This is a genomic window from Streptomyces sp. NPDC041940, assembly GCF_055589465.1.
Genome location: NZ_JBVJBP010000004.1, coordinates 1 through 17,151 on the forward strand (window position 1 = coordinate 1; position 17,151 = coordinate 17,151).

Here is a 17,151-nt window from a genome sequence, read left to right on the forward strand (position 1 = left end):
TGTGTGTGTTTTGGAGAGGGGCGCCCCACAAAGTTTTTTGTGGTTGGGGGAGGGGTGGGGGTGTGGGGGGGCCCCGGGGGGGGGGGGGGGGGACGGGGGGGGGGGGGGGGGGGCCTTCCCCCCCCCCCCCCCCCGCTCGGACAGCGGCTCCCGTGACCGGGTCGTGGGTGCGGCGTCGTGCCGGTGGTGCGGCGCGGCTCAGTGGGCCGCGACGCGGGCCATGGTTCCGCGGTGGGGCTGCATCGGAACACCACGGGCGGGTTCCGGTGCGGACCTGGCTCCGCCGGCGGCCTGGCGGCCGGGCGGTGCCGGGTTGCGGCGCGGCTGCGCGGCCACGCCGTTCTGGACGTCCATCACGGCGTGCGCGACGAGACCGCCCATGGGGTCGTGCCTGATCAGGTCCCGCAGCCGGGACCGGGACGAACGTCCCTCGTTCCCCGGATACAGGTGCTTGCCGAGGCCGACCGCGTGTGCCAGGGCGGCGAGCGCGGCGGTCCGCGGGTCCGGCGGTACGCCGGTGCGGATCGCTGAATCCAGCCTGGCCCTGATCTCCCGGCTGATTTCGGTGTCCGTCGCCTGGTAACGAGTCGTCGGCAGCACTCCGCACATCTGGCCCGCCACGGCATGCACCATGCCGCATCGCTCCAGATGCGAGAGGTAGGTCTGGCGGAGCCCCAGTCGCGGCCCGCCGATCCAGTGGACGGCCCGCACGGGAGCGCCACGCCTTCGCAGCAACTCCAATGCGCAGTCCAGTGTTGGATCTCCAGTCGGCCGTGGTGCCACCACGGCGATACGATCCCCGTCCGGGGCTATCCGTCCGGCCAGCGCCAGCTCTACTAGCTGTGCTCCGGCCAGACCGAGGTCGAGCGACTGCGGCTGTGCAGTGGTACCCGTGGTCGGGTCCAATGCCAGCAGCAAAAGCTCTTCCGGGATTGTTCTGCGGCTCCTGCCCATCCATGCCTCCCCGCGTGGATGACAGACAGGGTGACCCCTCTCACATTGGTCTGTCGAGGGTGCGTGACCGGTTCGTAGTGGAACCAGTAGGTATGTCGTTCTCGTCTACCGGATGGGTTCGACCCGTACACAGGACACTGGTACATGGTTCGGACAGCGCCGGGGAGCGGTGTCACGGCGGCGGTTCACGGTTCGTTACGCGTACGCGGGGAGTGCGGCGCGAGGAGGAGGCATCGGTGGCGGGCGAGTCCCCCGACAGGTCGAAGAAGCGCGAGTCGTCGGAACGAAAGACGTCGGGGAGCGCGAGTCCGGTTCCGGAAGCCAGGAGCGAGGCGTCCGCGGAAGCCCGCGACCCGCGCCTCGCGGTGGCCCGGGACGCGGAGAAGTCCTCAGCACGCGGCGGCGTCGACACGGCGACCCGCGTGTTCTCCGTACGCACCACGGACGACCCGACGGACACCCCCGCCCCCAAGCAGCCCGCGGACGCGACGGGTGACGCCGAGGAGGGCGACGGCGACGCGGGCGTCGGGGGCACGGCGGGCGACGCCGAGCGGGGCGAGGGCGACGCGGCGGGTGATGCCGCGGACGGCGAGAGCGACGCGGACGCCGAAGGCGCGGCGGAAGACGCCGGGCGGGACGACGACAGCCACGCGGCGGGTGACGCCGCGGACAGCCAGAGCGGCGCAGGCGCCGAAGGCGCGGCGGAAGACGCCGGGCAGGACGACAGCCACTCGGATACCGCGAGCACAGCGGGTGACGCCGACTCGGCTGCTGAGGAGGCCCGGGAGCCTGCGGAGGGTGCCGGATCCGCTGAGGGCAGTGAGTCCTCCGGCTCCGGTCAGGCCGGCGACACCGCGGGCAGTGACGGGCGGCTGCGGGACGCGGTGGCCGCGTGGGTCGCGTCGGCGGACGAGGGCAAGGAGGCCGCGGAGAGCTCCGAGAAGGACTCCACGGACGGCCGGGAGACCGCCGAGGGCACGGACGAGCCCACGAAGGCCGAGAGCGCGGACGAGTCCGCTGAGGCCGACGCGGGCGCCCGGGACGGCCAGGAGGCCGCCGAGAGCGCGGGCGAGAGCCCTGACGGGCCTGCGGACGCCCCTGAGGCCCAGGAAGCCGTGGAGGAGGCGTCCAAGGGCGCCGAGGCGAGCCAGGACGAGGACGACGAGCCCCAGGCGGACCGTTCCGCCACCGCCGACAGCACGGACGCGGACGCCCCCGACGCAGACGCCGACGCCGAGCCGGGCACCGATTCCGAGGCCGGAACGAAGCCCGCCGAGGGCGGCAGCGCGACGAGTGACGCCGACAGCACCACGAAGGCGGACAGCACGGCGGACACGGACGACGAGGCCGCCAAGCCCAAGGCCCCGCACGCCTCCGAAGGATCCGAGTCCGCGTCGAAGGCCGACAACACGGCGGACACCGAGGACAAGGCCGCCAAGCCCAAGGCCCCGCGCACCTCCGACGACTCCAAGTCCTCCCCGAAGGCCGCCAAGCCCAAGGACCCACGCGCCGGCGACGACGTCGAGGACAGTTCCCCCGAAGCCGAGAAGACCGGCGACGGACGGAAGTCGGATGACGGTGGCGACGGGCCCGTCGTCGATCAGCCCACCGCTGTTTTCAAGGCGCCGCGGCCGGCGGTCGATCAGCCGACCACGATGTTGAAGATCGGGGGCGCGACCAAGGACAAGGGCGCCCCCGAGAGGGACGCCGAGCGGACCAGTAAGTTCGTCGCGCTCAAGCCGCTGGACGGACCGGCGACACGGAAGCCGGCCGCACCCGCCCCCGCCGAAGCCACCGCCCCCGTCCCCACCGTCAGCCCCGAGCGGACCACGCAGCAGCCGTTGCCGCCGCGGCCGCCGCTCGACATGCTGGCCGAGCTGACGAACACCCCGCCGCCCCCGGACACCCCGCTGCGGACGGCCGTACGGCGGGTGAAGATCTGGACGCCGCTGGCGCTGCTGCTCGTGATCGTCTTCGCGGTCGTGCAGAACGTGCGCCCGCTGCCGGCGCCCACCCTCCAGCTCACCGCGAAGGACAGCTACACCTTCGAGGGCGGCAAGGTCGACATCCCCTGGCCGGCCGACGGCCAGGCCGCGCTGGACGTGCAGGGCATCGGTACGTTCGGCTCGTCCGGCGAGCAGAAGCCCGTGCCGATCGCGAGTGTCGCCAAGGTCATGACCGCCTACGTGATCCTGCGTGAGCACCCGCTGAAGAGCGGCGAGGACGGGCCGAAGATCGGGATCGACCAGGCGGCCGAGGACCAGTCCGACGCCGGCCAGGAGTCCACCGTCGATGTGACGAAGGGCGACAAGATCACCCAGCGGGAGGCTCTGGAGAGCATCCTGATCGCGTCCGCGAACAACGTGGCGCGGCTGCTGGCCCGCTGGGACGCGGGGTCGGAGAAGGCGTTCGTGCAGAAGATGAACGACGCCGCCAAGGACCTCGGCATGAAGAACTCGACGTACACCGACCCCTCGGGCCTGAACAACACGACCGTGTCCACGGCCGTGGACCAGGTGAAGCTCGCCCGGGCCGCGATGGAGCAGCCCGCCTTCCGCGAGGTCGCGGCGATGATGTCGTACGTCGACTACAAGGGCACCAAGCACGACAACTGGAACCGCCTGGTCGGCTACAACGACGTCACCGGCATCAAGACCGGCACCACCACCTCGGCGCTCGGCAACCTCGTCTTCTCCGCGAAGAAGGACGTCGACGGCGAGATCCACCGGGTCATCGGCGCCGTCGTGCGCCAGCCCGCCGGCGGTCCGGACAACACGATCCTGGGCGCCGCGCTGCACGAGGGCGACCAGCTGATCCGGGCCGCGCAGGGCGCGCTGGAGTCGGCGACGATCCTGAAGAAGGGCGACGTCGTCGGGTACGCCGACGACGGTCTCGGCGGCCGTACGCCGGTCGCCGTCACGGAGGACGTCACGGCCGTCGGCTGGGCGGGCCTGTCCGTCAAGCTGACGTTCGCCCCGGACGAGCTGCCGCACACGGCCAAGGCCGGCAAGAAGGTGGGCACGCTCACCGTCGGTGACGGCAGCAGCAGCGCGGTCAAGGTTCCGGTCGCCCTCCAGGAGGACCTCGTGGAGCCGGGCTTCGCGGACAAGCTCACGCGCATCAGCTGAGCCGGGACGCCCACCAGCACCACCGCACCCCGCCGGTCAGGCGGCCCAACGGCCCGTCCGGGCTCCGTCCGGCGGGGTGCGTGCTAGCGTCCCGAATCGGGGCAGGTCGCCGTCCGCGGCGGCGCGGTCGCGAACCGAGGGTGAACGGTACGCGGCCGGGAAGCAGAAGCTGAGAACAGAAGACGGGACACGGGGAGTGCCTTTCAGTGGCCACTGCGGAGCCGACACGCACCGAGAACGCCGATCCGGGCCCGGTATCCGGCCCGCGAATAGGCATGCCAGCATCGCAGGAAGCCAACGCTCGGGAAGCTGACGCACGGGACGCTGACGCACGGGACGCCGACGGCACGACCGGCCGTGAGCGTCCTGCCCGCGACACCCGGCTGCGGACCGCCGTACTGACGCTGCGTGAGCGCATGCTGCGCCACCCGGTCCTGTCCGTCACCGGCCTCGCCGGAGTGCTCCACGTCGTCTGGTTCTTCACGTTCGCGAACAGTGGCGGCGACCTCGCCGCGCAGGACGCGTGGGCCGAGTTCGTCGGCCGGCACCCGGACTCGGCGTACAACCTCGCCTGGTACGGCGGGATGCACCCGGTGTCGTACAGCGTCGTGTCGCCGTATCTGATGTCGGTGCTCGGCGTGCGGACGACGATGATGATCGCGGGGACGGTGTCGGCCGGGCTGCTGACGCTGCTCCTGCTGCGCAGCCGGTCCGTCCGCAACCCCCTGTGGGCGTCGATGGCGGGCGTGTTCGGGCTGTTCTGCAACGCGGTGTCCGGGCGGGTGACGTTCGGCCTCGGCATGATGTTCGCGCTCGGCGCGGTGGCCGTCGTGTTCTGCTGGCCGTACAGGTGGCGTTACAAGCGCTGGGCGAAGGCCCTGTGCGCGGCGCCGCTGGCCGCGCTTGCCACCATGTCGTCGCCGGTCGCGGGCCTGTTCGTGGGCCTGGTGGCGGTCGCGCTGTTCCTGCAGAAGCGGCGGCCGGGCGCGTGGGCGCTGGGGCTGGCTCCGACTGCGGTGGTGGGCGTGTCGGCGCTGCTGTTCCCCTTCTCGGGGACGCAGCCGATGATATTCGGCTCGGTGATCCTGCCGGTCGCGTTCTCGGTCCTCGTCTTCGTCCTCGTCCCTGAGGACTGGAAGACGGTCCGGCTGACGGCCGCGATCTACGGACTGAGCGTCGTGCTGGTGTGGCTGGTCAGCTCCCAGATCGGTTCGAACATCACGCGTCTGGCGATGCTGTTCGCCGGGGTCGGGCTGGTCACCGCGCTGCCGTTCACGGTGCCGCGCAGCCGCAGGTGGTACGCGGTCGTCGTCGCGTTCGTCGGTTTCACCGGGTGGATCGGCTTCAAGACGGTCGACGACATCATCCACACGGCCCCGGAGGCGTCCTGGTCGCGTGAGCTGGCTCCGCTGGTCAACGAGTTGCAGGAGGTCGGCGCCGAGAAGGGCCGCGTGGAGGTCGTCCCCGCCCGCTCCCACCGCGAGGCCTCCGCCCTCGCCCCGTACGTCAACCTGGCCCGCGGCTGGCTCCGCCAGGCCGACATGGAGCGCAACCCCCTCTTCTACGACGACACGCTCAACTCCGCGAACTACCACGAGTGGCTGAAACGCTGGGCGGTCCACTACGTCGTCCTGCCGAAGGGCGAGCCGGACGGCGACGGCGGCCAGCGGGAACGGGCCCTGGTGCAGCGCGGCCTGCCCTATCTGAACCAGGTCTGGGGCGACGCCAACTGGCAGCTGTTCAAGGTGACCGACCCCGCCCCGCTGGCGGCGCCGAACACGGTGGTCGACCGGGCCGAGCAGGGCGAGATGATCCTGCAGGTGAAGAAGGCGGGCCGGATCCTGGTCCGGATCCCGTACACGCCGTGGCTGAGCGTCGTCGACGCGGAGGGCAAGAGCCTGAAGCCGCCGCGGGAGACGGCGGAGTCCAGTGAGCGCCCCGAGGGCGAGCCCAAGACGTACGTCAACGTCAACGGCTGCCTCACGGAGACGGAAGAGGACGCACAGGGCGACAAGTGGACGGAGCTGCTCGCGCCGAAGGCGGGGACGTACCGGCTCGCGGCGCCGTACAAGTTCCCGCGGGGGACTCCGTGCCCGGAGGAGCTGCGCTGATCGCCTGAGTCCTCAGCGGAGCCGGTCCACGTAGGTGTCGGTGCCCGGCAGGGTCGGTACGAACGGTGCCACCAGTTCCACCCTGCCGAGCCCCGACTCCGCCACCGCCGCGTCGAGACCGGTGAAGTGGTTCTCCCAGCACTCCCTGGGGTCGGCCTGGAGGAACCACAGCAGGGTCAGGCGGGTGTCGACGCCCTCGACCTGCTTGACGTAGGTCATGCGGTCGCCGGGGAGCGGGGTCGGGCGGAAGACCGTCACCATCGCCGCCGGGGAGCCCGCGAGGCGCTTCGGCAGGTGGCGGGAGCGCAGCCACTCCAGCAGCCCGGCGCGCTGCTCGGGAGTGTCGGCCTCGACGACCTGGAGGACCAGGCCGGCGTAGGGGTGGTCGAGGGCGTGCCGGTCCCTGGGGCCCGCCGCGCCGTCCCGGTAGACGGTCGCCTCGTGGTCCTGGAACGCGGTGAGGACGTGGGTGCGGTCCTGGTAGACGCGGCCGTCGCGGTTGAGGCGCTTGTTGATGGCGACCGTCCAGCGCATGTGGTCGTCGTAGCGGCCGTCGGTGATCCAGTACGTGGAGAGGTAGCAGCCCGTGGTGACGGGCTGGGCGATCGCCGACTTCTCGGGGTAGCGCAGGAGTTGCAGGTCCCGGGTGGCCACCCAGCGGCGGCCCGCGTACATCCAGGGCATGGCCATCGCGCCGGCGTAGTAGTGGTCGTCCTCGTACCAGCGGTTGTAGGCGTACTCGTGGCCCGGGTGCGGTTCGACCATGGTGATCAGGGCGTGGCCGGGGTGGGTGCCGTAGGGGCCGACGGCGGCCAGTTCGGCGTACAGCTCGCTGCGGGTGTCGTCTGCTCGGCCGCGGGTGTCGTCGCTCATGACCCTTCCCCTTCGTCGGTGGCAGGCCCATACTCTGACGCTCCGTCAGATAAAGCGCCAGAGGTCCGGCTTCGGGTCCGGCTGCGGGGAGGTCCTGCCATGTCATTGCTCGCGGGGAAGACGGTCGTGGTGTCGGGGGTCGGGGCCGGGCTGGGGCGGCAGGTCGCGGCGGCCGTCGTACGGGACGGCGGGCGGGCCGTGCTCGGTGCCCGGACGGAGGCGAACCTGGCGAAGACGGCCGCCGAGATCGATCCCGGCGGGGCGCACACCGCCCACCGGGCCGTCGACATCACCGACGAGGCGCAGTGCGAGGCGCTGGCGGGGCTGGCGGCGGAGCGGTTCGGGCGGATCGACGCGGTGGTGCAGGTGGCCGCGCTGGACGGCTACTTCGGCGGTGTCGAGGACGCGGACTTCGAGAGCTGGCGTGCGGTGCTGGACGTGAACCTGCTGGGCACGCTGCGGATGACCCGGGCCTGTCTGCCGGCGCTGAAGGAGGGCGGCGGCGGATCGGTCGTGTTCATCGGGACGCAGTCGGCGGTGGCGGCTCCGTCGCAGGTGCGGCAGGCGGCGTACGCGGCGTCGAAGGGGGCGCTGACGAGCGCGATGTACTCGCTGGCGCGGGAGCTGGGGCCGTACCGGATCCGGGTCAACACCGTGCTGCCGGGCTGGATGTGGGGGCCGCCGGTGCAGGCGTACGTGCGGTTCACGGCCCAGACGGAGGGCGTGTCCGAGGCTTCCGTCCTGGAGCGGCTGACCGGGCGGATGGCGCTGCCCGAGCTGGCCGCCGACTCGGATGTGGCCGACGCGGCGGTGTTCCTCGCGTCGGACCGGGCCCGGGCGATCACCGGGCAGTCATTGCTGGTCAACGCCGGGGAGTTGATGCGATGAGTTCATGTAGCTGAACCATAGCCACCACGCCGAACATTTTTACCCCTCCTTGACCTGACCGTCACTTGTCGTGTTCACGCGGCAGCGCCCACGATGAGCGCCGGGCTGATCGCTGGACTGATCGCTGGGCTGACCCCTGGGAGGGCGCACATGAACGGTCTCGACTGGGCCGTGCTCATCGGCTATTTCGCCGTGATGGTCGCGATCGGCGTCTGGTCGCACAAACGCGTGGACAACGTCAGCGACTTCTTCACCGCCGGCGGCAAGATGCCGTGGTGGCTCTCCGGTATCTCCCACCACATGTCGGGCTACAGCGCGGTGATGTTCACCGGGTACGCGGGCATCGCCTACACCTACGGCGTCACCTCCTTCGTCACCTGGTCCTTCCCGATCGCCCTCGGCATCGCCATCGGGTCCAAACTCTTCGCCCCGCGCATCAACCGGTTACGCTTCCGCCTCCATGTGGCCTCCCCGCTGGAGTACCTGAAGAACCGCTACGACCTGAAGACGCAGCAGGCGCTGGCCTGGTCCGGCATGCTGCTGAAGATCGTGGACGTGGGCGCGAAGTGGGCGGCGATCGCGACGCTGCTGTCCGTCTTCACGGGCATTTCCCTGAACCAGGGCATCCTCATCACCGGTGCCATCACGGCCATCTACTGCACGATCGGCGGCCTGTGGGCGGACGCGCTGACCGAACTCGGCCAGTTCATCATCCAGTTGCTGGCCGGCATCGCGATGTTCGTGGCCGTCTTCGTACGGCTGGACGACCATGGCGGCTTCCTCGGTGTCTGGGACTCCCCCGAACTCCAGGGCCACGGCAAGCCGCTGGTCGGACCGTACGGCACGGTGTTCCTGCTCGCGTTCCTGTTCATCAAGCTCTTCGAGTACAACGGCGGCATGCTCAACCAGGCCCAGCGCTACATGGCCACGCCGAACGTGAAGGAGGCCGAGCGCTCGGCCCGCCTCTCGGCGATCCTGTGGCTGGTCTGGCCGCTGGTGCTGTTCTTCCCCATGTGGATGTCGCCGCTGCTGGTCGAGTCGCAGAAGCCGGACGGCTCCGACTCCTACGCCCTGATGACCGAACAGCTCCTCCCCCACGGCCTGCTGGGCCTGGTCATCGTCGGCTTCTTCTCCCACACGATGGCCATGTGCTCCTCGGACGCCAACGCCATCGCGGCGGTGTTCACCCGGGACTGCGCGCCGGTGATCTGGGCGCGGGCCCGGGCCTGGAACCAGAGCCAGGGCCTGCGGGTCGCCCGTATCGCCACGGTCGTCTTCCTCGGTCTGTCCATGGCGGCGGCGACGCAGGTCAACTCCCCCGCGTTCAAGGACATCATCACCGTCGTCATCAAGTGGGTGGCCGGCCTGATGGGCCCGATGGCCATCCCGATGATGCTGGGCCTGCTCCGCGCGTTCCGCCGCTCCGGCCCGACGGCCGCCCTCACCAGCTGGTCGATGGGCCTGCTCGCCTTCTGGCTGGTGAACTACCCGATCCACTGGAACGTCGAGGGCGGCGTCCCCCTCCAGTACCAGGTCTCGATCCCCCTGGCGGTCTCCCTGGTCCTCTACATCCTCATCGGCTACATCAAGCCGGAGGACACCCCGGAGCGGCTGGCACTGATCGAGAAGATCAACACGGACGGGGACGGGACGGCGGCCGCGGCGGTCCCGACACCGGGCGGACCGGCGGACGGGGTGGTACGGACGACGGTCAAGGACTGAGGCGCGGGCTCAGGCCCTCGGGTAGCGGGCGAGCCACCCCGGCGACGATCCCCCGGGGCCGTGCAGGGCGGGGCCCTGGGTCATTTCCATGGCGAAGTCGTCGGCCAGTTCCAGGACGGTGGGGCGGCCCTCCAGTTCGGCCAGCCAGGCCGGGGGGAGGGCCGTTTCGCCGTGCAGGGCGCCGAGGAGGCCGCCGGTGAGCGCGCCGGTGGCGGCGGACGGGCCGTCGTGGTTGACGGCGAGACACAGCCCGTGCCGGACGTCGGCGGCGACGAGGGCGCAGTACACGGCGGCGCCGACGAGGCTCTCCGCCGTACCGGTCCCGCACAGCTCGCTCACGCGCTCCGGGCCGGGCATGCCCTGCCGTACGGCGCCCAGCGCGTGCTGGAGGGCGTCCGAGACGGGCTGGTGCCCGGGCCGGGCGGCCAGCATCGCGAAGGCGCGCTGCACGGCGGCGTCGAGGCTCTCGCCGAGGGCGAGGGCGTGCACGATCACGGCGTACGCGCCCGCCGCGAGGGAGGCCGTGGGGTGACCGTGGGTCTGCGCCGCGCACTCGACGGCGAGCTGCGCGACCAGCTGCGGCTCCCAGCCCACGAGCAGTCCGAACGGGGCGGAGCGGGTGGCGGCCTCGGGCCCGGCCTCGCCGGGGTTCTTGGGGGTCTCCGGGGTGCCCATGATCTCGTCGCCGAGCCCCAGCAACAGGGCGGGACCGGGATCCCGCCGCGCGTACAGCCACTCCTCCCGGGCGAGCCAGCCGTCGTCCTTGCGGCGCTCGTCGGGCCCCCAGTCCCGCTGGGTGGCGGCCCAGCGCAGATACGCCCGGTGCACATCGGTCGGCGGATGCCAGGCTCCGGTGTCGCGGCGCACGTGGGCCCGGATCAGTCCGTCCACGGAGAACAGGGTGAGCTGCGTGATGTGCGTGACAGCGCCGCGTCTGCCGTAGGCCGGGGCCAGATCGACCAGCCCCTCGGCCCCGTGCGCCTCCCTGATCCCGTCGATCCCCAGCCCGTCCACGGGCGTGCCCAGCGCGTCCCCCACGGCCACGCCGAGCAGCGTCCCGCGCACCCTGCTGCGGTAGTCCTGCTGCTCCGTACGGCCCCAGACGGCGCCGGCAGTCGCACCCACCTTGACCTCCCAGGGACCGTCCATACGTACGACAGCTAGGCACTGTAATCGAACGAGGACGGGGGGTTCAGAGGCCGGAATGCCGCCTTCACGGCCGGCTTACGGACCGTCGCTCTGAGCACTCAAGGTATCGGACAGGCGTGCGAGGATCTCCGGATGAACGAATTACACGTCCGCCCGGCGACCGAGGCCGATCTGTCCGCCCTCGTCCGCCTCCGCGACGACGCGGCCCGCTGGATGCTGACCCGTGGCATCACCGGGCAGTGGCAGCCGGGAGAGCTCGACGAGTCCCACTTCCGCCGGGTCATGACCCACGGCGAGGTCTGGCTCGCGGAGGCCGACGGGCACGTCGCCGGCGCCTGGGAACTGTGGTGGGAGGACGAGTCCGCCTGGGGCCCGCAGCCGCCCGTGGCCGGGTACGTGCACCGCCTCATGGTGAACCGGAGCGCGTCCGCGCCCGGGACGGGGCGGCTGCTGCTGGAGGCGGCGGAGCATCGCGTGGCCGCGACCGGCCGGACCCACGTACGCCTGGACTGCCTGGCCGGCAACGCCCCGCTTACCGCGTACTACCGCGACGCGGGCTACCAGATAGTGGGCCACAAGGAGGGCAAGCCGCAGCCGGGCGGGGCGCCCAAGTCCTTCACACTGCTGGAGAAGGAACTCGGGCGGGCCGCCTGAGGTACGACGGGTCGATGTCAGCCGTACCAGATCACATTGCAGACGTAGACACACTCGTGGCGTGGTACGGCCAGAAAACTGATGAAGCCACGCCCGCCGAGCAGATCGAACTCGCGCAGCCCGGCCTCGCGGTCGAACGGTCTACCGACCCTCACGGAATCATGGCCGAGCGCTGCCAACTCGACTGCGAGTCGTTCGACCTCCGCCACCACTCCGGGCGGCAGCCCCTTCATCACGTACTCGGCACTCGGGTTGTAGTCCCAGGACCAGTCCGTCACAGGCCTGCCTCTGCCTCTGCAGCCTCCCGGACAGCGCGGATCTCGGCGATGGCATCGGAGGGGTCCTCTTCGCCGGCGTCCACGATCCGCTCCAGCTCCCGCAGGCGCTCAGCCCGCGCGGGGTGTCGTTCGATCGCGACGAAGACCGCCCAGGAGTGCACGAAGGCGCGCAGGGGGGCGAGACTCTGGGTCTGCTGTGCGTTGGTGGTGGCCTCGAAGAGATGCCGCGTGAGCGTAGGCAGCCGACTCGGGGCGATCCGGGCGACGGCATCACGCAGCGCGTCCGGGGTCAGCTGCGGCATGGGGATCAGCGGTCCGTACGGGCCGTCGCTCTGAGCACTCACGGTGACCTCCGGTGCTGGTGCTTCGCTCCTCGTACGGTACCGGCGAACGCCGTGGGAAACCGCTGAGACAGCGCACACCCCATGACTCGTTCCCGGCATGCCTAGGCCACCGTCCGCTCGCTGGGGCGGCAGTCGCGGCACCGGTCGCCTGGGTGCGCTGCTCGGAAGGCTCGTTCGCAGCCGTCGCAGGTCTGGAGCGGGGCCGGGCGCGGGGTCGGTGCAGGGCGGGATGGGGCCGTGGGGAGGGGTGGCGGGAGGAGGGTGGTCAGGCGGTGGGCGAGGAGGGCCGCCGGGTGCTTGATCGGGTCGTGGGGCAGGCCCGACGTCAGGGTCCGTTCCACCGCTGTGGCGGGGACGCCCCGCTCCAGCCAGGTCGACACCTGCGGGGCCAGGCGGTGCACGTCGCGCTCGCTCAGCAGAAGGCGGGGGTCGGCCGCTCGCAGGCCGGTGAGGAGGTCGGCGGCGGTGGCGGCGGTGCGGTGGGGCTTCGGGGCCGGGGGTTCCGTCCGGGGCGGAGGGGAGGCCGGGCGGTGCTCGGGGGGCGTCGTCCGGGGCTTGTTGTACGCGACCGTGCGGGTTACGACTCGGCCGGATTGAAGACGCTCCCTGGCACGCGTCAGGTAACCGTGGGTCTCCAGTTCCCGCAGGGCCGCGGCGATCCGGATCTCGCCCTCCTGGAACTTGGCCGTCAGCGCCTTGATGCCGATCGGGGTTCCGGCGGGCAGCGACTGGATGTGGACGGCCAGGCCGATCGCGGTGAGTGACAGGTCCGGGTGCTGGGCCAAGTGGTTGCCGACCACCGTGAAGTTGTCCTCGTGGCGTTCCGTTACGTGCTGGACGCCGGAAGTGCCGGACTGTGCGCGTGCGGGCACGCTAGGGTTCTTGTCAGTCATCGGGAAGGTCTCGCTTCCTAGGTGATCAGGCCCTCGCACTGGGATGCCAGTCCCGGCGGGGGCCGTATTCGTTTGTGGGGTTGTCTGCGCTGACGCTGCACCATCGACTGCCCTCCACGCCAGTTGAGTTGGCGATGTTCACCCCTGCGGGTGAGCTGCGGGGGCGGTGGGGGCGGGTTGGTTCTTTCCCCGGTTCTTTGGTTCTTGACGTCGGGAGACGCCGGGTCATGACGGGCCGCGATCCGGCTCCTCGAAGTCCTGCGTCACGCCCAGGTCCCGGCGCATCGCCTCTCTCATGGCGGCGATCAGAGGCCAGACGTCCTGTTGGGCCTCGACGGCCGACTGCGAGGTCTCACCGGGTCGTGGGTTTCCTTGCTCCAGGCGCTTGACCTGGCCGTAGACCCTGTTCAGGGCGCCGTTCACCTCCCTGGCCGGGGTGATCACCGCGTCCGGCGCGATCATCAGGGACTCGGACCAGCGGTCGCGGTAGGCGTCCTTGGCGGACTCCAGCGCCTGGATGTCCTCGCCGCCGGGCGTACGGTCGCGGAGCGCGTACAGATGGCGGCTCAGGGCCGTGCAGAACTGTCTCGCGTCCCGGTGCTGCTCCGAATAGCAGCGCCGCCGGAGTTCACGGTTCTCCCGCGTCTCCTGGAGCGCCTGGGTCATCTCCAGCTCGCGCCGCTTGGCCTTCTCGGCCCCGCGTTGGGTGAGCAGGGCTCCCCCCAGCGTTCCCGCCACACCGGCCACGGCTATCAAGACCGCCCCCACGTCCATCAAGTCACCCTAGATCCCAGCGTCAGTTCGGCCCAGACCGTCTTGGCGTGGGCCGGTGCCTCCGCCACTCCCCAGCGGTCCGCGTACGCCGAGACGATCCGCAGACCCCGGCCGAACTCCGCGTCCTCCGCTACCGGTTCCGGGACTCGCGGGATCCGGTCGCCCCGGGCGTCGGTCACCTCGACGCGGAGCGTGCGGTCGGCGTGCAGCTTCAGGCCGAGGCGGAAGTCCCTGCCCCGGACGCGGCCGTGCAGCACGGCGTTGGACGCCAGCTCCGCCACCACCTGCGCGGCAGCCTCGTAGGGCTCACCCCACTCGTCGAGTTGGCGTTCGGTCAGCAGGCGAGCCAGTCGGGCGCCTCTTCGGGTAGCGGACAGCTGGATCGTGAAGTGGCGGGTGAGGAGCGGGATTCGCGTGGGGGATTTCTGGCTCATGTCACCCAGCGTGGCCGTCTGTCCCTACTCTGAACAGCAACGACCTCGGTACGGAGGGTGACTGTCCGGTCGCTTCGCGGGGTCGTACGGCTGGTACGTCAGGAGGGGAAGGCATGGAGGACGAGGAAGCGGCGGCCGTGCTCAGGACGGTCGGGCGGCAGATCAAGATGTGGCGCGAGGCGGCGGGGCTGAAGCAGACGGAGTTGGGCGCCGCCATCGGGTACGGCGAGGAGATGGTCTCGTCCGTGGAGCGGGCGCGGCGCGTCCCCAAGCCGGACTTTCTCGACAAGGCCGATGAGGTGCTCGGCGCCTGCGGCAAGCTCTCCGCGATGAAGGAGGACGTGGAGAAGGCCCGGTACCCGAAGAAGGTGAGGGACCTGGCGAAGCTGGAGGACGAGGCCGTTGAGCTGGGCGCCTACGACAACCACCAGATCCACGGACTGCTCCAGACACCGGAGTACGCCCAGGCGTTGTACGCCATGAGGAGGCCGGCCTTCACGGAGGACGAGATCGAGCGGCACGTCGCGGCACGTATGGCACGGAAGGTCGTGTTCGATCGCGTGCCGCGAGCGCTCATCACGTTTGTCCAGGAAGAGTCGACACTGCGGAGGCCGATCGGCGGCAGAATGGTGCTGCGCCGACAGCTCGAACACCTGTTGGAGGTCGGCAAGTTGAGGCACGTGTCGATCCAGGTCATGCCGACGGATCGGGAGGATCACGCGGGGATGGCGGGCCCGTTCCGAGTGCTGAAGCTCCAGGAGGGCAAGACGCTGGGGCACTTCGAGGCGCAGCTGCACAATCGCGTGATCAGCGACTCCCGGGACGCCCAAATCCTCGACATGCGCTATGGAATGATCCGGGCGCAGGCGCTCTCGCCCCGAGAGTCCCTGGCCTTCATTGAGAAAGTTCTGGGAGAAGAGACGTGACCGCTGAACTCCACTGGTTCAAGAGCAGCTACAGCAGCAACGACGGACCCGACTGCGTCGAGATCGCCATATCAATCCCCACCGTCCACATCCGCGACTCCAAGAACAAGGACGGCGCCCGTCTGGCAGTCGCAGACGGAGCCTGGTCCGAATTTCTGGAGTTCGCGGCAGGGCGCTAGCCGATCCGCTGCATCGCCTTGCGGTGTCGTTCCGCCATAGCCGCACCCGACTCGCGGCGGGCCATCCTGCGCAGGACGCTCGGCGCGAGGAGCAGGCCGGCGACCGTCCACGCGCCCAGTACGCCCGCCGTCTCCAGGAGCCGCCAGGACGCGTCGACCTCGGCGGCGACCGCGTCGGCCGGAAGCAGCGCGGAGCGCAGAGCGAGGCCGAGCCAGTACACCGGGAAGACCTGCCCGACGGTCCGCAGCCACTCGGGCAGTTCCGACAGGGGGAAGTAGATACCGGAGATCACGACGAGTCCCATCACCGGGAGCATCAGCAGCCCCACGGTGCGCGGGCTGTTGACGAGTGAGCCGATGACGGCTCCGATCGGGAGGGTCGCCAGGAGTCCCAGCGGAATCGCCCACAGCAGCGTCAGCAACGCTCCGCCGCCCTGCCGGGCGACTCCGTCCACCAGGAACAGGCCGACGGCGAAGGGGAGTGCCATGGAGACCAAGGCCGTTCCCGACACCATGATGATCTTGCCGACCAGGTGACCGACCATGCCGTTGGGCACGGCCTTGGCCCGCAGCAGCGTGCCGTCCTCCCGCTCGGTGGCGAGCAGTTGCGCCGTGGTCATCATGCCGGTGAACGCGAGTGTCATCCCCAGCATGCTCGGCAGCATGAACGCGCCGGTCGAGATGCCGGCGCCCTTCAGCGGGTCGTCCCTGAGCAGGAACAGCGGCACCATGAGCATGACGGTCCAGAGCACGTAGCCGAACACGTCCTGGCCGGTGGTGAAGGTCTGCCGGAGTTCCGTCCAGCCGCGCCGGGCGCCTGTTCCCGCCGCGTGCCACACCGGGCTCATCGCGCCGCCTCCAGTTCTCGCACCATCGTCAGGTAGGTGTCCTCCAGGCTCGCCCGGCGCACTTCGAGCCCGCCGACCGCCTCGCCGTGCTCCTCGAACAGCTCACGGACGAACCGGGTGGGCTCCGCCGTCGCCTCCTCGAAGGGCCGCCCGTCCAGCGTCCAGCGCACCGTGGCCTCGGCCGACGCCTGCCGGGACAGTTCCTCGGCCGAACCGTCGGCCACGATCCGGCCGCCGGCCAGGATGAGGATCCGGTCGGCGAGTTTCTCCGCCTCGGCGAGGTCGTGCGTGGTCATCAGGACGGTCGTGTTCTCGTCCGCGAGCCCGCGCACCAGGCCGTGGAACTCGTTCCGGGCCTCCGGGTCGAGACCGGCCGTCGGCTCGTCGAGGAACAGCAGCTCGGGTCGGCCGACGATGCCGATGGCCACGTCGAGACGCCTGCGCTGCCCGCCGGACAGGGTGCCGACCCGCTTGTCCGCGTGCTCGGTGAGCCCCACCGCGGCGAGGAGTTCGCCGGCGTCCCAGGGGCGCTGGATGGCGGCGGTGGAGTAGGGCACGTAGTACGAGCCGAGATGGGCCAGGAGTTCCCGCACGCGCCACTTGCCATGGTCTCGCCAGGACTGCAACACGATGCCGAGGCGTGCCCTCCACTGTTCGTCCCCGCGGGCCGGATCGGTGCCGAGGACGGTCACGTCGCCGTCCGAACGCATCCGGAAGCCTTCGAGGACCTCGATCGTGGTCGTCTTGCCGGCGCCGTTCGGGCCGAGCAGCACGATCACTTCGCCTCGCCGGGCCCTGAAGTCGACGCCCTTCAGCACGTCATGGCTGCGGTAGCGCATGCGCAGATCGTGTACGGCGATGACGGCGTCGCCGTCCGGTGGTGAGCTGCCGCTCTCGATCTCGGTCAAGGCGTGAGCGTTCGTCATCCGCGTTCCCCCGTGCGACTCGCGTGTCTTGACCGATACTTTACCGAACGTTCGTGCGGCTGTGTGGCCA

At 70.7% G+C, this 17,151-nt stretch carries 17 protein-coding genes; 7 read left to right on the forward strand and 10 right to left on the reverse strand.

The features are described 5' to 3' along the window. Positions 1 to 198: 198 nt before the first annotated feature. On the reverse strand, positions 199 to 954 hold the full coding sequence (locus tag ACZ6I3_RS09295) for a GOLPH3/VPS74 family protein (protein ID WP_469413137.1): 756 nt from the start codon (positions 952 to 954) through the stop codon (positions 199 to 201). Positions 955 to 1,190: 236 nt separating this feature from the next. On the opposite strand from ACZ6I3_RS09295, the gene ACZ6I3_RS09300 reads away from it, so the two are divergent. Together ACZ6I3_RS09300 and ACZ6I3_RS09305 are read left to right on the forward strand one after the other, a co-directional pair. Next, complete coding sequence (locus tag ACZ6I3_RS09300; protein WP_469413139.1) at positions 1,191 to 4,082, forward strand: D-alanyl-D-alanine carboxypeptidase; 2,892 nt, start codon at positions 1,191 to 1,193, stop codon at positions 4,080 to 4,082. 206 nt (positions 4,083 to 4,288) lie between these two features. Further along, entirely contained in the window at positions 4,289 to 6,193 is a 1,905-nt protein-coding gene (locus ACZ6I3_RS09305) for an MFS transporter (RefSeq protein ID WP_469413141.1), read from the forward strand. A gap of 12 nt (positions 6,194 to 6,205) precedes the next feature. Here ACZ6I3_RS09305 and ACZ6I3_RS09310 read toward each other — a convergent pair whose 3' ends face one another. Then, on the reverse strand, positions 6,206 to 7,066 hold the full coding sequence (locus ACZ6I3_RS09310) for a hypothetical protein (protein WP_469413143.1): 861 nt from the start codon (positions 7,064 to 7,066) through the stop codon (positions 6,206 to 6,208). A 99-nt stretch (positions 7,067 to 7,165) separates the two neighbouring features. Between ACZ6I3_RS09310 and ACZ6I3_RS09315 the strand changes: the two genes are divergently transcribed. Next, positions 7,166 to 7,954, forward strand: coding sequence for an SDR family oxidoreductase (locus ACZ6I3_RS09315; RefSeq protein ID WP_469413145.1), 789 nt, complete (start codon positions 7,166 to 7,168; stop codon positions 7,952 to 7,954). Between the two features lie 150 nt (positions 7,955 to 8,104). Further along, complete coding sequence (locus ACZ6I3_RS09320) at positions 8,105 to 9,676, forward strand: sodium:solute symporter family protein (RefSeq protein ID WP_469413146.1); 1,572 nt, start codon at positions 8,105 to 8,107, stop codon at positions 9,674 to 9,676. A 9-nt stretch (positions 9,677 to 9,685) separates the two neighbouring features. Here the strand turns inward: ACZ6I3_RS09320 and ACZ6I3_RS09325 are convergent, their stop codons facing one another. Next, positions 9,686 to 10,801, reverse strand: a complete 1,116-nt coding sequence (locus ACZ6I3_RS09325) for an ADP-ribosylglycohydrolase family protein (RefSeq protein ID WP_469413147.1) — start codon at positions 10,799 to 10,801, stop codon at positions 9,686 to 9,688. A 156-nt stretch (positions 10,802 to 10,957) separates the two neighbouring features. Between ACZ6I3_RS09325 and ACZ6I3_RS09330 the strand changes: the two genes are divergently transcribed. Further along, positions 10,958 to 11,479 carry a GNAT family N-acetyltransferase gene (locus ACZ6I3_RS09330; RefSeq protein ID WP_469413149.1) on the forward strand — a complete coding sequence of 174 codons (522 nt, stop codon included), beginning with the start codon at positions 10,958 to 10,960 and terminating at the stop codon, positions 11,477 to 11,479. Between the two features lie 17 nt (positions 11,480 to 11,496). Here ACZ6I3_RS09330 and ACZ6I3_RS09335 read toward each other — a convergent pair whose 3' ends face one another. The 5 genes from ACZ6I3_RS09335 to ACZ6I3_RS09355 all read right to left on the reverse strand — a co-directional run bounded on the left by ACZ6I3_RS09335 (position 11,497) and on the right by ACZ6I3_RS09355 (position 14,202). Then, positions 11,497 to 11,757, reverse strand: coding sequence for a hypothetical protein (locus tag ACZ6I3_RS09335; protein WP_469413151.1), 261 nt, complete (start codon positions 11,755 to 11,757; stop codon positions 11,497 to 11,499). Then, a complete protein-coding gene (locus ACZ6I3_RS09340; protein WP_469413153.1) occupies positions 11,754 to 12,101 on the reverse strand; it encodes a DUF6247 family protein in 348 nt (115 codons plus the stop codon). The genes ACZ6I3_RS09335 and ACZ6I3_RS09340 overlap by 4 nt, the downstream gene beginning before the upstream one ends. A gap of 101 nt (positions 12,102 to 12,202) precedes the next feature. Next, positions 12,203 to 12,994 (reverse strand): helix-turn-helix domain-containing protein, encoded by a 792-nt coding sequence (locus ACZ6I3_RS09345; protein WP_469413155.1) that lies wholly within the window; start codon positions 12,992 to 12,994, stop codon positions 12,203 to 12,205. A 225-nt stretch (positions 12,995 to 13,219) separates the two neighbouring features. Beyond that, positions 13,220 to 13,768: a hypothetical protein gene (locus ACZ6I3_RS09350; RefSeq protein ID WP_469413156.1), complete on the reverse strand. Its 549-nt coding sequence runs from the start codon at positions 13,766 to 13,768 to the stop codon at positions 13,220 to 13,222. Next, the gene (locus ACZ6I3_RS09355) at positions 13,768 to 14,202 is read right to left on the reverse strand and encodes an ATP-binding protein (protein WP_469413158.1); all 435 of its coding nucleotides are present in this window, start codon (positions 14,200 to 14,202) and stop codon (positions 13,768 to 13,770) included. The genes ACZ6I3_RS09350 and ACZ6I3_RS09355 overlap by 1 nt, the downstream gene beginning before the upstream one ends. Positions 14,203 to 14,315: 113 nt before the next feature. Between ACZ6I3_RS09355 and ACZ6I3_RS09360 the strand changes: the two genes are divergently transcribed. Beyond that, on the forward strand, positions 14,316 to 15,128 hold the full coding sequence (locus ACZ6I3_RS09360; RefSeq protein ID WP_469413160.1) for a helix-turn-helix domain-containing protein: 813 nt from the start codon (positions 14,316 to 14,318) through the stop codon (positions 15,126 to 15,128). Further along, the gene (locus ACZ6I3_RS09365; protein WP_469413161.1) at positions 15,125 to 15,307 is read left to right on the forward strand and encodes a DUF397 domain-containing protein; all 183 of its coding nucleotides are present in this window, start codon (positions 15,125 to 15,127) and stop codon (positions 15,305 to 15,307) included. The genes ACZ6I3_RS09360 and ACZ6I3_RS09365 overlap by 4 nt, the downstream gene beginning before the upstream one ends. On the opposite strand, the gene ACZ6I3_RS09370 is transcribed toward ACZ6I3_RS09365, so the two are convergent. Beyond that, positions 15,304 to 16,155 carry an ABC transporter permease gene (locus tag ACZ6I3_RS09370; RefSeq protein WP_469413163.1) on the reverse strand — a complete coding sequence of 284 codons (852 nt, stop codon included), beginning with the start codon at positions 16,153 to 16,155 and terminating at the stop codon, positions 15,304 to 15,306. The genes ACZ6I3_RS09365 and ACZ6I3_RS09370 overlap by 4 nt on opposite strands. Then, entirely contained in the window at positions 16,152 to 17,081 is a 930-nt protein-coding gene (locus ACZ6I3_RS09375; RefSeq protein WP_469413165.1) for an ABC transporter ATP-binding protein, read from the reverse strand. Before ACZ6I3_RS09375 ends, ACZ6I3_RS09370 begins: the two co-directional genes overlap by 4 nt. Between the last annotated feature and the right edge of the window lie 70 nt (positions 17,082 to 17,151).

Coding starts and splice junctions, on each gene's coding strand:
- ACZ6I3_RS09295 (WP_469413137.1), bottom strand. CDS start 954: ATGGGCAGGAGCCGCAGAACAATCCCGGAAGAGCTTTTGCTGCTGGCA.
- ACZ6I3_RS09310 (WP_469413143.1), bottom strand. CDS start 7,066: ATGAGCGACGACACCCGCGGCCGAGCAGACGACACCCGCAGCGAGCTG.
- ACZ6I3_RS09315 (WP_469413145.1), top strand. CDS start 7,166: ATGTCATTGCTCGCGGGGAAGACGGTCGTGGTGTCGGGGGTCGGGGCC.
- ACZ6I3_RS09320 (WP_469413146.1), top strand. CDS start 8,105: ATGAACGGTCTCGACTGGGCCGTGCTCATCGGCTATTTCGCCGTGATG.
- ACZ6I3_RS09330 (WP_469413149.1), top strand. CDS start 10,958: ATGAACGAATTACACGTCCGCCCGGCGACCGAGGCCGATCTGTCCGCC.
- ACZ6I3_RS09345 (WP_469413155.1), bottom strand. CDS start 12,994: ATGACTGACAAGAACCCTAGCGTGCCCGCACGCGCACAGTCCGGCACT.
- ACZ6I3_RS09350 (WP_469413156.1), bottom strand. CDS start 13,768: ATGGACGTGGGGGCGGTCTTGATAGCCGTGGCCGGTGTGGCGGGAACG.
- ACZ6I3_RS09355 (WP_469413158.1), bottom strand. CDS start 14,202: ATGAGCCAGAAATCCCCCACGCGAATCCCGCTCCTCACCCGCCACTTC.
- ACZ6I3_RS09360 (WP_469413160.1), top strand. CDS start 14,316: ATGGAGGACGAGGAAGCGGCGGCCGTGCTCAGGACGGTCGGGCGGCAG.
- ACZ6I3_RS09370 (WP_469413163.1), bottom strand. CDS start 16,155: ATGAGCCCGGTGTGGCACGCGGCGGGAACAGGCGCCCGGCGCGGCTGG.
- ACZ6I3_RS09375 (WP_469413165.1), bottom strand. CDS start 17,081: ATGACGAACGCTCACGCCTTGACCGAGATCGAGAGCGGCAGCTCACCA.